The organism is Stenotrophomonas africana (genome assembly GCF_013004645.1).
GTDB lineage: Bacteria > Pseudomonadota > Gammaproteobacteria > Xanthomonadales > Xanthomonadaceae > Stenotrophomonas > Stenotrophomonas africana.
Genome location: NZ_JABEME010000002.1, coordinates 385,117 through 397,806, shown reverse-complemented (window position 1 = coordinate 397,806; position 12,690 = coordinate 385,117). Strand labels below are relative to the sequence as shown.

At 62.7% G+C, this 12,690-nt stretch carries 12 protein-coding genes; 7 read left to right on the top strand and 5 right to left on the bottom strand.

What is annotated here, in order from left to right; genetic code table 11:
- The first annotated feature begins 252 nt into the window (after nucleotides 1-252).
- Genes HLA98_RS06005 through coaE form a run of 3 tightly spaced genes read left to right on the top strand, consistent with a single transcriptional unit; the run spans nucleotide 253 to nucleotide 3,007 of the window.
- The gene (locus HLA98_RS06005; RefSeq protein WP_057499451.1) at nucleotides 253-1,512 is read left to right on the top strand and encodes a type II secretion system F family protein; all 1,260 of its coding nucleotides are present in this window, start codon (nucleotides 253-255) and stop codon (nucleotides 1,510-1,512) included.
- Between the two features lie 8 nt (nucleotides 1,513-1,520).
- Entirely contained in the window at nucleotides 1,521-2,384 is an 864-nt protein-coding gene (locus HLA98_RS06000; protein WP_049447482.1) for a prepilin peptidase, read from the top strand.
- Nucleotides 2,385-2,395: 11 nt separating this feature from the next.
- Nucleotides 2,396-3,007 carry a dephospho-CoA kinase gene (gene coaE, locus HLA98_RS05995; protein ID WP_057499452.1) on the top strand — a complete coding sequence of 204 codons (612 nt, stop codon included), beginning with the start codon at nucleotides 2,396-2,398 and terminating at the stop codon, nucleotides 3,005-3,007.
- Nucleotides 3,008-3,307: 300 nt separating this feature from the next.
- Here the strand turns inward: coaE and HLA98_RS05990 are convergent, their stop codons facing one another.
- From HLA98_RS05990 to rimK, 5 genes are all read right to left on the bottom strand, one after another.
- Nucleotides 3,308-4,636, bottom strand: coding sequence for a sensor histidine kinase (locus HLA98_RS05990; RefSeq protein WP_080354893.1), 1,329 nt, complete (start codon nucleotides 4,634-4,636; stop codon nucleotides 3,308-3,310).
- A 4-nt stretch (nucleotides 4,637-4,640) separates the two neighbouring features.
- Nucleotides 4,641-5,318 carry a response regulator transcription factor gene (locus HLA98_RS05985; protein WP_005410804.1) on the bottom strand — a complete coding sequence of 226 codons (678 nt, stop codon included), beginning with the start codon at nucleotides 5,316-5,318 and terminating at the stop codon, nucleotides 4,641-4,643.
- An 8-nt stretch (nucleotides 5,319-5,326) separates the two neighbouring features.
- Nucleotides 5,327-5,800, bottom strand: coding sequence for a hypothetical protein (locus HLA98_RS05980; protein ID WP_049447485.1), 474 nt, complete (start codon nucleotides 5,798-5,800; stop codon nucleotides 5,327-5,329).
- 89 nt (nucleotides 5,801-5,889) lie between these two features.
- On the bottom strand, nucleotides 5,890-6,366 hold the full coding sequence (locus HLA98_RS05975; RefSeq protein ID WP_057499453.1) for a hypothetical protein: 477 nt from the start codon (nucleotides 6,364-6,366) through the stop codon (nucleotides 5,890-5,892).
- Between the two features lie 247 nt (nucleotides 6,367-6,613).
- Nucleotides 6,614-7,492 (bottom strand): 30S ribosomal protein S6--L-glutamate ligase, encoded by an 879-nt coding sequence (rimK, locus tag HLA98_RS05970; RefSeq protein ID WP_005410807.1) that lies wholly within the window; start codon nucleotides 7,490-7,492, stop codon nucleotides 6,614-6,616.
- 1,008 nt (nucleotides 7,493-8,500) lie between these two features.
- Between rimK and HLA98_RS05965 the strand changes: the two genes are divergently transcribed.
- From HLA98_RS05965 to HLA98_RS05950, 4 genes are all read left to right on the top strand, one after another.
- Entirely contained in the window at nucleotides 8,501-9,421 is a 921-nt protein-coding gene (locus HLA98_RS05965; protein ID WP_129550645.1) for an SEL1-like repeat protein, read from the top strand.
- A gap of 590 nt (nucleotides 9,422-10,011) precedes the next feature.
- A complete protein-coding gene (locus HLA98_RS05960) occupies nucleotides 10,012-11,019 on the top strand; it encodes a Fic family protein (RefSeq protein WP_160320740.1) in 1,008 nt (335 codons plus the stop codon).
- Nucleotides 11,016-11,933, top strand: a complete 918-nt coding sequence (locus HLA98_RS05955) for a hypothetical protein (RefSeq protein WP_129550643.1) — start codon at nucleotides 11,016-11,018, stop codon at nucleotides 11,931-11,933. Before HLA98_RS05960 ends, HLA98_RS05955 begins: the two co-directional genes overlap by 4 nt.
- Nucleotides 11,918-12,652, top strand: coding sequence for a hypothetical protein (locus HLA98_RS05950; protein WP_129550642.1), 735 nt, complete (start codon nucleotides 11,918-11,920; stop codon nucleotides 12,650-12,652). Before HLA98_RS05955 ends, HLA98_RS05950 begins: the two co-directional genes overlap by 16 nt.
- Nucleotides 12,653-12,690 lie beyond the last annotated feature (38 nt).

Genomic DNA, 12,690 nt, shown 5'->3' with positions numbered 1-12,690 from the left:
ACGTGCCAATCTCCCATGGCAGCGTCTCCCCGATTTCCCCGCGCCAATGATGGCAGCAATTTCGCGGATGGGAACCCCCCAGAAGCGAATCTGCGATGGACGCGGCAATGTGACGCGGTACGTCACCTTTCGTCTCGTCAGGTCGAAAACCCTGCGCGGCGTCACGCCAGCAGGCTCCCCGGATGGCCGTGAACCGGCTACCATCGCCGGTCATGATGCCCGTCTGGGGATGGCGGGCCTTGGGGAGCCAACATGTCTGTCAGTCGCAGTGCGATCAAGAAAGAGCCCGTGGCGCGTAGCACCATGGAGCTGCAGCCGTTTGTCTGGGAGGGGACCGACAAGCGGGGAATCAAGATGAAGGGCGAGCAGTTGGCCAAGAACGCCAATCTGCTGCGCGCCGAACTACGCAAGCAGGGGATCAACCCCGGCCAGGTCAAGCCGAAGCCTAAGCCGTTGTTCGGCGCGGCCGGCAAGCCGGTGAATGCCAAGGACATCGCCTTCTTCAGCCGGCAGATGGCCACGATGATGAAATCCGGCGTACCGATCGTCTCGGCATTGGAAATCATCGGCAGCGGGCACAAGAACCCGCGCATGAAGAAGATGGTGGACGCAGTTCGCACCGACATCGAAGGCGGCTCATCGCTGCACGAAGCGATCAGCCGCCACCCTGTCCAGTTCGACGAGCTCTACCGCAACCTGGTACGGGCTGGTGAAAGTGCCGGTGTGCTGGAAACGGTGCTGGATACCATCGCCACCTATAAAGAGAACATCGAGGCGTTGAAGGGCAAGATCAAGAAGGCCCTTTTCTACCCGGCCATGGTGCTGGTGGTGGCCTTCCTGGTAAGCACCATCCTGCTGGTCTGGGTGGTGCCGCAGTTCGAGGAGGTCTTCAAGAGCTTTGGTGCAGACCTCCCGGCCTTCACCCAGATGGTGGTCAACCTTTCCCGGTTCATGGTGTCCTGGTGGTGGCTGATGGCCATCGTCCTGATCGGATCGGTGGTCGCCATCGCAATGACCTACCGGCGCTCGGAGAAGATGCAGCACACGGTCGACCGGCTGGTGCTGAAGGTGCCGGTAATCGGGCAGATCATGCATAACAGCGCCATCGCCCGTTTCGCCCGGACCACGGCGGTGACCTTCAAGGCCGGCGTGCCACTGGTAGAGGCCCTGGGCATCGTGGCCGGCGCCACCGGCAACAAGGTCTATGGCGAGGGGGTGCTGCGGATGCGCGACGACGTCTCGGTCGGCTATCCGGTCAACATGGCCATGAAGCAGCTGAACCTGTTCCCGCACATGGTCATCCAGATGACCGGCATCGGCGAAGAGGCCGGCGCCCTGGATGCCATGCTGTTCAAGGTGGCTGAATACTACGAGCAGGAAGTGAACAATGCAGTGGATGCCTTGAGCAGCCTGCTGGAACCGATGATCATGGTGTTCATTGGTACCATTGTCGGTGGCTTGGTCATCGCGATGTACCTGCCCATCTTCAAACTCGGCGCCGTCGTCGGCTAAAGGTATCAATGGCATTTCTCGACCAGCATCCCGGCCTCGGCTACCCCGCCGCGGCCGCCCTGGGACTGCTGCTGGGCAGTTTCCTGAACGTCGTCATCCTGCGGCTGCCCAAGCGGCTGGAGTGGCAGTGGAAGCGCGATGCGCGCGAGGTCCTGGAGGAACCGGACTTCTATGAACCACCCCCACCGGGGATCGTGGTCGAGCCGTCGCACTGCCCGCACTGTAAGCACAAGCTGAGCTGGTACGAGAACATCCCGCTGTTCAGCTGGATCATCCAGGGCGGCAAGTGCCGCCACTGCAAGGCGCCGATCTCGCTGCAGTACCCGCTGGTGGAGGCGCTGACCTCGGTGCTGGTGCTGGCCTGCGTCTGGCAGTTCGGCTTCGGCTGGCAGGGCTTCGGCGCCATCGTGCTGACCTGCTTCCTGATTGCCCTGTCCGGCATCGACCTGCGCACGCAGCTGCTACCCGACCAGCTCACCCTGCCGCTGATGTGGCTGGGGCTGATAGGCAGCATCGACAACCTGTACATGCCGGCCAAGCCTGCCCTGGTAGGCGCGGCGGTGGGCTACCTGTCGCTTTGGACGGTCTGGTGGCTGTTCAAGCAGTTGACCGGCAAGGAAGGCATGGGCCACGGAGACTTCAAGCTGCTGGCGGCGCTGGGTGCCTGGTGCGGCCTGAAGGGCATCCTGCCGATCATCCTGCTGTCGTCGGTGCTGGGCGCCATCATCGGCTCGATCTGGCTGTACAGCCGGGGCCGTGACCGCGCCACGCCCATCCCGTTCGGCCCCTACCTGGCCGTTGCCGGCTGGCTGTACTTCATGTGGGGTGCGCCGCTGGTGGAGCAGTACATGGTGATGAGCGGGCTGCGCTGAGGGGAGTCCCCATGAGCCGCTATGTGGTTGGCCTGACCGGTGGCATCGCCTCGGGCAAGAGTGAAGTAACCCGGCGCTTCGAGGCGCTGGGCATCGTGGTGGCCGACGCCGATCTGGCCGCCCGCGCCGTGGTGGCCGCCGGCAGCCCGGCGCTGGCCCGCATTGCCGAGCGTTTCGGCGCCGACATGCTGCTGGCCGATGGCGGCCTGGACCGGGCCCGCCTGCGCGCCCATGTGTTTGCCGACCCGGCCGAGCGGACGGCACTGGAAGCCATTACCCACCCGGCCATCCGCCTGCTGATGCAGCAGCAGTGCGAGCAGGCTGAGAGCCCCTATGCGATTGCGGCCATTCCGCTGCTGACCGAGGTGGGTGGACGGAAGGCCTACCCGTGGCTGGACCGGGTGCTGCTGGTGGATGCGCCGGAGGCCGTGCAGCACGCCCGGCTGATGCAGCGCGATGGCATTGATGCCGCACTGGCCGACCGGATGATTGCGGCGCAGGCCAGCCGCGCACAGCGGTTGGCGCTGGCCGACGATGTGGTGGTCAATGATGGGCAGCCGGAGGACCTGCAGGTGCAGGTGGAACAGTTGCATGCGCGGTATCTGGGGTTGGCCAGGGGTTGAGGCCTGGTTGCCGGCCAGCGGCCAGCACTACCGAAGCGTATCCACGCGTGGATCTGGGGATCTGCTGTAGAGCCGAGGCCATGCTCGGCTGCGACCATCAAGCCCAAGTGCGGCGCGGGCTTGCCAATGCGTGCGCGGGAACACGCGCGGGGCGCGGCAGCGATCACGGTGGTGTCGTGTTGGGCCAGTGATGCGATGCTCGCTTGCGGGGGATTCAGTGGCAGAAGCGACACAGGGCGCGATGCAAGGTCGGCAGGGTTCGTGCCGACCAAGGTCGGCACCCACCAAAGCAGGTGCCCTTTACAAGGGCTTCGGCGAGAACGTCAGGGTGGCGATCACGCCACGCTCGCCACCGGGGCGCACGCTCACCTGCCAGCCGTACAGATCGCACAGGCGGCTGACGATCGACAGGCCGATACCGCCGCCCTGCGAGTGCCCGGCATGGGTGCCGCGGTACCCGCGCTGGAACAGCTTGGCTGCATCTTCCTCGCTCAGGCCCGGGCCACTGTCGGTTACCGACACCGAATTGGTGCCGACGAACACGCGTACCTCGCCATCCTGCGAGTACTTCACGGCGTTGCCGATCAGGTTGCCCAGTGCCACCGACAGCGCCGCCTCGGGCGCATCGATCACCAGGTTGCGCTCGCCTTCCAGCGCCAGCTCAAGCGGCTTGCCGCCCAGCTGCGCGCGGTGCGCGTCCAGCAGCTGCTCGGCCACGCGGGCGACGTTGCTGGTGCCCTGCCCGCGCTCGTTGCGCGACAGCAGCAGCAGCGCGCCGATCAGATCGCTGCATTGCTGCTCGGCACGCTGGATGCGCTGCAGGCGCTGCAGCACCTTTTCGTCCAGGCCGGGCCGGGTCAGCAGCAGCTCGGTGGCGCCCCGGATCACCGCCAGCGGCGTGCGCAGCTCGTGGCTGACGTCTGCATTGAACTCGCGGTCGCGCTGCACCACCTCGGTCAGCCGCGACGAATAGTCGTCCAGTGCCTGTGCCAGCTGCCCCACTTCGTCGTCGGGGAAGCGCGGCGCCAAGGGTTCCGGATCGCTGGTGCCGCCGCGGTAGGCGCGCAGCCGCGCGGCCAGATCCGACACAGGCTTCATCACCTTCGATGCCGACCACCAGCCCAGCACCAGCGACAGCACGCTGAACACCAGCACCGACAGCACCAGCGCGCGGTTGAGCTGCTTGCCGCCGCGCACGCTGTCGGTCATGTCATAGGCGAGGAAGAACCAGGCGTCGTCAGCCTTGCGCACCGCCAGCTTGTAGGCGTACGGCTGCCCCTGCTCGTCGGTGCCGCTCAGGTTGTAGTTGCCATTCTGCAGGTCAGCCCACTGCGGCCAGGATTCGCGGGCCTTGTCGAACTTGTCCGCCGAGTAGGCGTACGCCCGGATCTGCTGCACGGGCACCGCCGGATTGCGCCCCGGATGCTCGTAGAAGCGGCGCGCGTACTCTTCGATGTTGTGGTTGATCACGTCTTCCACCAACTGGTTTTCCACCCGCATGCGGGCCCAGTTGGTGGCAAACGCGAACAGTGTTGTCAGGCAGAAGCCCAACAACACGAACGACACGATGATGCGGCTGCGCAGGCGCCGCCGATAGGGCGTGCGCCGGCGCTCCCCCTTGGTTGCCACCGAATCAGGCTTCCGGGGTGGCGATGCGGTATCCGATGCCATGGCGGGTCTGGATCAGCGGCACTTCAAACGGCTTGTCGACCACCGCACGCAAGCCATGGATGTGCACGCGCAGCGAGTCCGAGTCGGGCAGTTCTTCGCCCCACACGCGGGTTTCCAGTTCCTGGCGGGTCACCACGGCGGGCGCCGCTTCCATCAGTGCCTGCAGGATCTTCAGCGCGGTCGGGTTGAGCTGCAGCAGCTTGCCCTGGCGGCGCACTTCCAGCGTATCCAGGTTGTATTCCAGATCGCCGGTTTCCAGCACGCGGGTCTGCACGCCCTTGCCGCGACGCGACAGGGCGTTCAGACGCACTTCCACTTCCTGCAGCGCGAACGGCTTGATCAGGTAGTCGTCCGCGCCGGAATCGAAGCCGGCCAGCTTGTTGTCCAGCGAATCGCGGGCGGTCAGCATCAGTACCGGGGTCTGCTTGCGCGCTTCATTGCGCAGCTTGCGGCAGACTTCGATGCCGTCCATGCCGGGCAGGTTGAGATCCAGCACGATCGCGTCGAACTCGTGCACCACGGCCAGATGCAGACCGGTAACCCCGTCAGCCGCGAAGTCTACGGTGTGCCCCCGGTCTTCCAGGTAGTCGCCCAGGTTGGCCGCAATGTCGCTGTTGTCTTCGATTACCAGGATTCTCACTGTCACCTCTAATTGACGAATTTGCCAACGCGCTGGGCCTGGCCCATATCACGCTGTGCCTTGTCCTTCCGCCGGGCGCGCTCGGCAACGGTCATGCACTGCGTCGTAGCCCGGTTCGAACCCGTGGCCTTTTCACGTTGGCATATTAGACGACTATCTTCACGTGCCTGTGTCAAAACCGTGTTCACGATCTGCTGGTCGTTGAAGACATCGGTTCGTACCTGTTCAGGCATCGAATCACGGTTCGGATGCTGCTCGACGGCCGTACGCATGCGCACCAGCGCTTCGCGCACCCGGCTGCGGTCGGTCTGCTTCAGTTCGCTGTAGGTCTCGCCATCGTTGAGTTCGATTTCGATGCGCTCGATCTGCTGCTGCAGCGGCTTGCCCGGGATAAAGACCTCACCGGCCTGGTTCGATGCGGAGGCGGCGGTGGCCAGGGTCAGGCCCGAGATCAGGACCGCCGACATCAGAAGGGACTTCATGACAAACGAATCCTTGTTTGAGTTGAGTGCTGACTGTATTCGCACCACCTTCACGCCAGCAAGTGCCATGCGCAGGGGCGTCGGCCGGCCTAGTGGTTGGTGGCGGGGTTGAAGTTGTTGAAGGTGCGCTGGTCGTTCAGCAGTGCCTTGCCCTTTTCCTCGATCCGACGGCGCTCGGCCACGGTCAGGCAGCGGCTTTTAGGCATGTTGCTACCGGTGGTGCGGGTGTGCTGGCAGATCTGGCGGCTGTCTTCGTGCGCCCGGACAAGAACGGTGTTGATCCGCTCCTGGTCGTTGAAGACCTCCGCCTGGACCTGCGGCGGAAGCTCCTGAAGCGTGCGGTGGTCCCCCATGCGCTGGGTGATGCGCGCCAGGGCCTGCTGCACCTGGGCACGGTCGTCAGCGGAAATCTCGCTGTATTCGCCGTCATCGAGGGCCTTCTCAACCCGCCGGACCTGCTCGGCCACCGGTGCCTGCCCGTCCATCTGTATGGCGGTCTTCTCCGGCTTGGCGGAGGCAGCACCGGACAACCCCAGCAACAACGCGATCATCGTGATGCGGTACATCGCCAGCCTCCGGATCCATCCAGGAACGATGGGCGCCACTCTACGATCGTCACGTTGCCTCCACAAGGGGCCCGCGGCGGGCATAAAAAAGACCCAGGCGGTGCCCCCGCCTGGGTCTGAAGTTGTATCCCGATACCGATCCTGCTGAGAGGCAGAGCTGCGGTTCGCTGAAGGCTACGCCGGGGCCGATTAAAGGCGTGTTAAACTAGGCCTCATTCGCCCGTGAGAATCGCAAGCGATTGAACAATCAGGGCTTTTTAAGCTTCTCGACGTGCTCGATGATGCGTGTCGCCACGTCCACCCCACAGGCGGCTTCGATCCCTTCCAGCCCCGGCGTGGAGTTGACCTCCAGCACCAGCGGGCCACGGGCGGAGCGGATCAGGTCCACCCCGCATACCGACAGGCCCAGCGCCTTGGCCGAACGCACCGCCACCTGCTGCTCGGCACGGCTGGCCTTGGCGGCCACCGCCGTGCCGCCGGCGTGCAGGTTGGAGCGGAAGTCACCTTCCGGCGCCTGCCGCTGCATCGAGGCCACCACCTGGTCACCGACCACGAAGCAGCGCAGGTCGGCGCCCTTGGCCTCGCCGATGAACTCCTGCATCAGGAAATTGGCATACAGCCCGCGCAGGGCCTCGACGATGCCACGTGAAGCACTGGCCTTCTCGGTGAGGATCACGCCACGCCCCTGGGTACCCTCGTTGAGCTTCACCACGTGCGGCGGCGGGCCCAGCATGGAGAGCAGGTCGACGGTGTCATCGGGGTTGTCGCCAAACACCGTGACCGGCATGTCGATCCCCTTGGCCGCCAGCAACTGGTGCGCGCGCAGCTTGTCGCGCGAACGCAGGATCGCATCGGACGGGTTGGGCGTGCGCGCGCCCATCAATTCGAACTGACGCAGCACCGCGGTGCCATAGCGGGTGATGGAAGCACCGATGCGCGGAATGACCATGTCCACGCCGGTCATCGGCCGCCCCTTGTAGTGCATCGAGAAACCATCGGCGGCGATGCGCATGTAGCAGCGCAGCGGATCCAGGATGCGTACGGTGTGGCCGCGCGCGCGCGCCGCCTCGACCAGCCGGCGGGTGGAATACAGGGAGCTGTTGCGGGACAGGATGGCGAGCTTCATCGCGGCAGGATCGGGCGGCAGGCGCGCAGCATAGCGCGGGCGTGTGGCGGGTGGATGATGCCCGTCGCCGACGATCACGACCATTGTGGATGAAACTTCAGCTGTTCCGTTCAGCACTGGTCTGTAAGCCACGGGCCGCTTCGCCCAGCGCCGCGATGCAGGCGATCCGGATCGCCGATCCACTGAATTCCTCCTGATAGATCTACCCGATCAACTGCGCCGCTTGCGGGCCACCGGCGCGCCCGAGTGCTCGAACCGCTTCAACCTGTTCGGCCGAGCCGATGCCGGTGAAAAGAAAGATCCGGTGCAGCGCGGGACCACGTCATCCCTGCGATCCATGCCTCCGGACTCCCTGAAATGAGAGCAATTCGCTGGCGGAGGCCACAGCGGCGGGACATGCGGATTGTCTGAATCCGCGCGCCGTGCGCAAGCGAAAAACCCCGGAAACAACAATGCCGCCTCCGGGGCTTGGTCACCGCCGGCAGCCACCGAGGCTCCAGCGCTTCCTGGACGCGCTCCAGCTTCTTGCTTCCCGCTGCAGCCGAGCGGCGGGCCTGCTACAACTGCTCGATAGCTAGAGGCAATGCCGGCACCAGCGGCGGCAGTTCGGTCGGTGCACTGTCCTCCAGACGTGTTACCGCTTTCGGTCGCCTCAGCTCGGATTAGGGTCTGGCCGCGCACCACCGCTCGGCGTGGCGCTTGTTCTTCCCGATGATCGATCTTCAAGCGTGTAGAGCTTTCTTCTCCATCTCAGCCCTGCTCAACGCCGCCACGAAGGAATTCCCTACATTCCCATTGGACGAACGCCCATTGCCGAACCTTGCTCGTCATTGCGATAGTCGGTCTACAAAGAAGTGGCCAGCCACCGATCATGCAAACAAGAAGAGGCATCGATGGCTCAATTCCTTCCAGGAACCGAGTTTCAACCACCACCGATTGGATTGCATTCGATCCGAATATTGAGCGGCAAGTGTCAGCAAAGAAGCGCAATTCTCCATGGAGATTCCAATGTCACCCTCCACTCCAAAATACGGCTTTCGCTGCAGGCACATGCGCCTAGCCACGATTACACTCATCGCTGGGATGGCCACGGCCTGCTCGCTGCAGAACAACGATGCTCAACCGGGCAGTAGTGGATCATCGGCTGGAGAACCCGCCGCAAGCGCAGACACTCACGGCGTCAAGCCAACACTGATCGCAGTTCAGGCCGACCTCGAATCTGCCCAGCGACTGCCAGATGTTCCAGTGGCGGACCTATATGCGTCGCTTAGAAACAGAGCAGATGCAGGGGACTTGGAAGCGAAGCGACAACTTTTCCTGGTACTGAACGAGTGCCGCGTTGCAATGCAGCCTGACAGACCAATCGATTACTCCAGCAGCCAGGTTTCCCCGGATTTACTCAAGGCCAGCGGGAAAACGCGAGAGCAATTCCTGGCCGATCAGCAACTGAAATCCCTCAGTTCCGCAGAAGAAAAACTAAAGCGTTGCGAGGCCATTCCAAGAGATGCGCTGAAGGACACAGCCAGATGGCTGAAAGAAGCGGCCGAAGGGGGTGATACCTACGCTCGACTGGCCTACTACAATTACCTGGATCTTGTTGTTGGAGATCAACGAACGCAAGAAGCCTCACCCGAAAAAGTTGAAGAATTCAATACCGACTCCTTCCGCTACTTAAAAAGTGTAGCGGATGCTGGCAGTGCAGACGGCCTTTTCTCGCTCGGAACGGCGTATCAGCGCGGCATCATTACGCCGAAGGATCCTGTCCGCGCCTACGCCTACAAAAAGGCTGCGGGAGAACTGACGCCCATTGGTGGAAACGCTCAGGCACTGGATCTGATGGCTAGGTCCATGACTCCGTCTGAGCTTGAGCAAGCCAATGAACTAGCCATCTTGCTGGCACAAAGGAGCGGCAAATGGAGGCCTGGTTGACCGCAAGCATTCTGTTTACTTTCCTATCGGCGGCGACTGCGTATGTGCACGCGCAGGTGCCTGGCTCGAGAAAAATAGGCACTTATCCATGCACCAACTGCATGCTCGGCTACCCGAGAGTTGATCCTGCTACTGCCAATGAGCTACTGCTCGCTCAAGACAGCTTCAACCGGCTCGTTTCCATACAGCCTCTGTGGATCGTCCCCGGCGACGTTATAACAATGTGCAACGGAGCTGCCTGCGTTGACTACCAAGTGACCGTGGGCGGCGACGGTTACGTCGGAATCAAGTACGAGACCCAGACCAGCACCACCCCGGTGGCAAAGCAGGGGGGCTTTTGGCAAAGCTATTGGGGTTTAAGGAAATGCTTGTGCACGCTTTTCCCGTTTTCGAAAAGCAGATCGGGCGAAATTTTTTCCCCAAGTTCCGCTTTCACCCGCCCGCCCCTTGAGCCATGCAGCTCGGCTGAGCGTGGCCTGCGATCTCTTGCGCGGAGAAGCAAACCGCTGACACCTCAGCCAAGACGGTGACGACTGTAACGAACGGCAGTGCACGCTCACGCGCTGGACCTCACTCGCCTGGAACGCGCCGTGACACTGCACTACATTCCTCCTCCCCTGATCCGATCAGCGGGCGAAGCACAGATCTGGGGCACCCACGGCGTCGTGGTCTCGCAACCCCAACCACTGCGCTCCGAAGCATTTGAGCTGCGGCAGGCCTACGAGCCAAAGCTCCTGGAGCCGGACCTTCACCCGCTCCTGCTGCTTTCGTCACGACTGAATCGGGTTCACTCCCAAGCTTACAACGGGGACTTCCTGCTGCCCGTCAGCGCCGGCGAAAAAGCCCACAAGGCAATCGCGCCCCTGAGCCCAGCGGATCTGCGCACAACCGACGCCTTGATCGCCTCACTGACGTCTGCAGCAGGACTACAGGCACCTTCGCTTCGATCAGATCGTGCCTGGGTTGCAGGACGAGGCCCCAAGGAGGCGGTGCTCGTGCTGCCACCGGTCGCGGTCGTCGATCCGCTGCTCGCCAATCTCCTGGCCACCCTCTCCCAGCACCAATCCAACTGCAACGAGCACCTCGACGAGGCTCTGGCGCATCAACTGCTGACGATCCACCCATTGGCCGATGGAAACGGACGGATCACACGTTCCTTGCTGATCAAGCTCGCCGCTCGCAAACGCAGTTTGTTCCCGCTCTACATTTGCTGGCTGCTGATGTTTGACAAGTTGGCAACCGTTGCTTCGTGGAACGACGCCTCCCTCACCGGGCAGCACACGCCCGAGCCCGCAAGGATGGAGCGGTGGCTGGCAGCGGCGCGCGCCCTAGTCTCCGTGTGGCAAGAAGCACGAAAAGAATTAGACGTCAGGGCAACTGACGCCCTGCTGTTCACAGGAGCCGTGACCGAAGACGCCGTGCAGGCCGTCAGCGAGAACTGTTCCCCACCGCTGGCCCGGCGAATTGCCTCGACCTACGCCGCATCCTCCCTCCCCTCCCAAAGAGACCTCGAAGAAGCCATTCAAACATGCATTGGAACGTGCAAGAAGCTCGCATCGCCCGCTTTGAAGCCCCCAAGGACTGATGGTGATTCATGAAGAACAAACCGACGTTAACTCCCGAAGACATCTCCACATCGCAGAACCTCAAACGCCAGATCCGCGACATTCTTCGCATATCGCTGATCGTGGGCGGGTCGTTGCTCGCAGCCCAATCAGGCATGGCCGACACCACCAACGATCGAGGAACGACCAACCTTCCTCCGGTTGATGCGATACCGCCTCCTTACGTCCCCCCCATGGATCCCCCCTCACTTCCCGGAGTTGGGGGCTACGACCCAGGCGAAGGAGGTGGTGGTGGGGGCAACTCTTCTCCCCCCTCAGCAGACACTTGGAAACAGCGGGTTTGTGCAGAACACATTGCCAGGAAGCCCGCCTCCTGCCCTGCGCGCATCCCGTTCCCATCGGGGGCCAGCTACGCAAAAGATCGCTTACCTGGCGCTTCTTGGGGGGCAAAGTCCACTGTCCTGATGGCGATTTCCTTCAGCGAAGGCCGAACGCACGGGTTTGGTCGAACCGTGCCGCCTGATCCGAACGCTCAGGCTTCTATGAAGGACGCCCTGGAACGCCAGACCCAGAATTACGCCAACCTGACAAAGGACTTCGACAGCGCGACCGGGGAGTTTCGCTACGCGGTTATGCATGCATGCGAACAGCAGCTTCAAGCATCGAGTGCGACCAGGGCTGGCATCAACATCACCATTCCTGAGTCATACTGTCTCAGCATCCTTAAGGCGATAGACGATGAGGTGGGGGCTCCCGGTCTCGTTGAGACCTTCGTAGAGTGGGCACGTCGCTACGGCGTGCCCGTGGAGGAATACATCACGCCGCAAGGGGCAGGTGCGGTTGAGCTGGAGAAATCCCTGAAAGAGAAATGGAAATATGTCTCTGAAGATGCCCAGTGCTCAACATGGTGGACGCAACTGGACCAACAGCAATGTTCAATTCCTTGACAGGTGAGCGCATGAAAAACTTCGCAATCGTGGCCATGCTTGCCTGCGCACTTTCCGCTTGCGCGGACAAGTCCTCCCCCGCAGCGGACGTTCAAACGACTGAACAGAAAGCCCAGCAGGGCGACCAGACACCAAAAGGCGAGACGTCACGGCCCACGCCATCCTCCAACGCCGGCGTAAACGCGGCCGATCGATCTGCCGAAATTCAGCAGAGGCTGTGCCCTGCGGTGGATCCGTCCTGTGCGAGCGCCGGCCCACTGAGCGCCCGCTCTCCAGCCGAGGCCCAGTGGTTGATTCAGCATGGCTATCCCTCTGAACAGGAGAACGCCAAGTTGCATGCCGCCAGCCTGCAATCCCTCCAAGAGATGGCAGCGTCCGGCAATAGGCCGGCCGCCGTTGTCTACGCGGAGAGAATTGCTCTGGAAGCCGGGAAGTTCACGGAAGGCTCCGTGCTTCTCTATGAGCAAGCCAAATCAGGCAACCTGTTCGCCTACTACGGGCTTTCCAAGATCTACTATGACGACCCCAGCCACGGCTCCTTGGTGGATAGCGCCGCGTATCTCAAGGTTGCCTACCTGCTGGGTGACTCAAGGGCCTCGGAACTGCTGGATCGTCCGAAACTTGGCACCGCTGAACTGTTGTCAGCAGACAGGCGAGCGGCAGGGCTGCTGGAGACGTTCTCAGGCGGCGTGGAGCGCTCTCCTCGCCCGCTGGAGTAAGCATGGGCTTGTAGAGCGGTAACCGCTCTGCTCAACGC

What these genes read in the sequence shown, in the direction of transcription:
- HLA98_RS05965 (WP_129550645.1), top strand. Translation starts at nt 8,501, where the DNA reads ATGTCACCCTCCACTCCAAAATACGGCTTTCGCTGCAGGCACATGCGC.
- HLA98_RS05955 (WP_129550643.1), top strand. Translation starts at nt 11,016, where the DNA reads ATGAAGAACAAACCGACGTTAACTCCCGAAGACATCTCCACATCGCAG.
- HLA98_RS06005 (WP_057499451.1), top strand. Translation starts at nt 253, where the DNA reads ATGTCTGTCAGTCGCAGTGCGATCAAGAAAGAGCCCGTGGCGCGTAGC.
- HLA98_RS05980 (WP_049447485.1), bottom strand. Translation starts at nt 5,800, where the DNA reads ATGAAGTCCCTTCTGATGTCGGCGGTCCTGATCTCGGGCCTGACCCTG.
- rimK (WP_005410807.1), bottom strand. Translation starts at nt 7,492, where the DNA reads ATGAAGCTCGCCATCCTGTCCCGCAACAGCTCCCTGTATTCCACCCGC.
- coaE (WP_057499452.1), top strand. Translation starts at nt 2,396, where the DNA reads ATGAGCCGCTATGTGGTTGGCCTGACCGGTGGCATCGCCTCGGGCAAG.
- HLA98_RS05950 (WP_129550642.1), top strand. Translation starts at nt 11,918, where the DNA reads ATGTTCAATTCCTTGACAGGTGAGCGCATGAAAAACTTCGCAATCGTG.
- HLA98_RS05975 (WP_057499453.1), bottom strand. Translation starts at nt 6,366, where the DNA reads ATGTACCGCATCACGATGATCGCGTTGTTGCTGGGGTTGTCCGGTGCT.
- HLA98_RS06000 (WP_049447482.1), top strand. Translation starts at nt 1,521, where the DNA reads ATGGCATTTCTCGACCAGCATCCCGGCCTCGGCTACCCCGCCGCGGCC.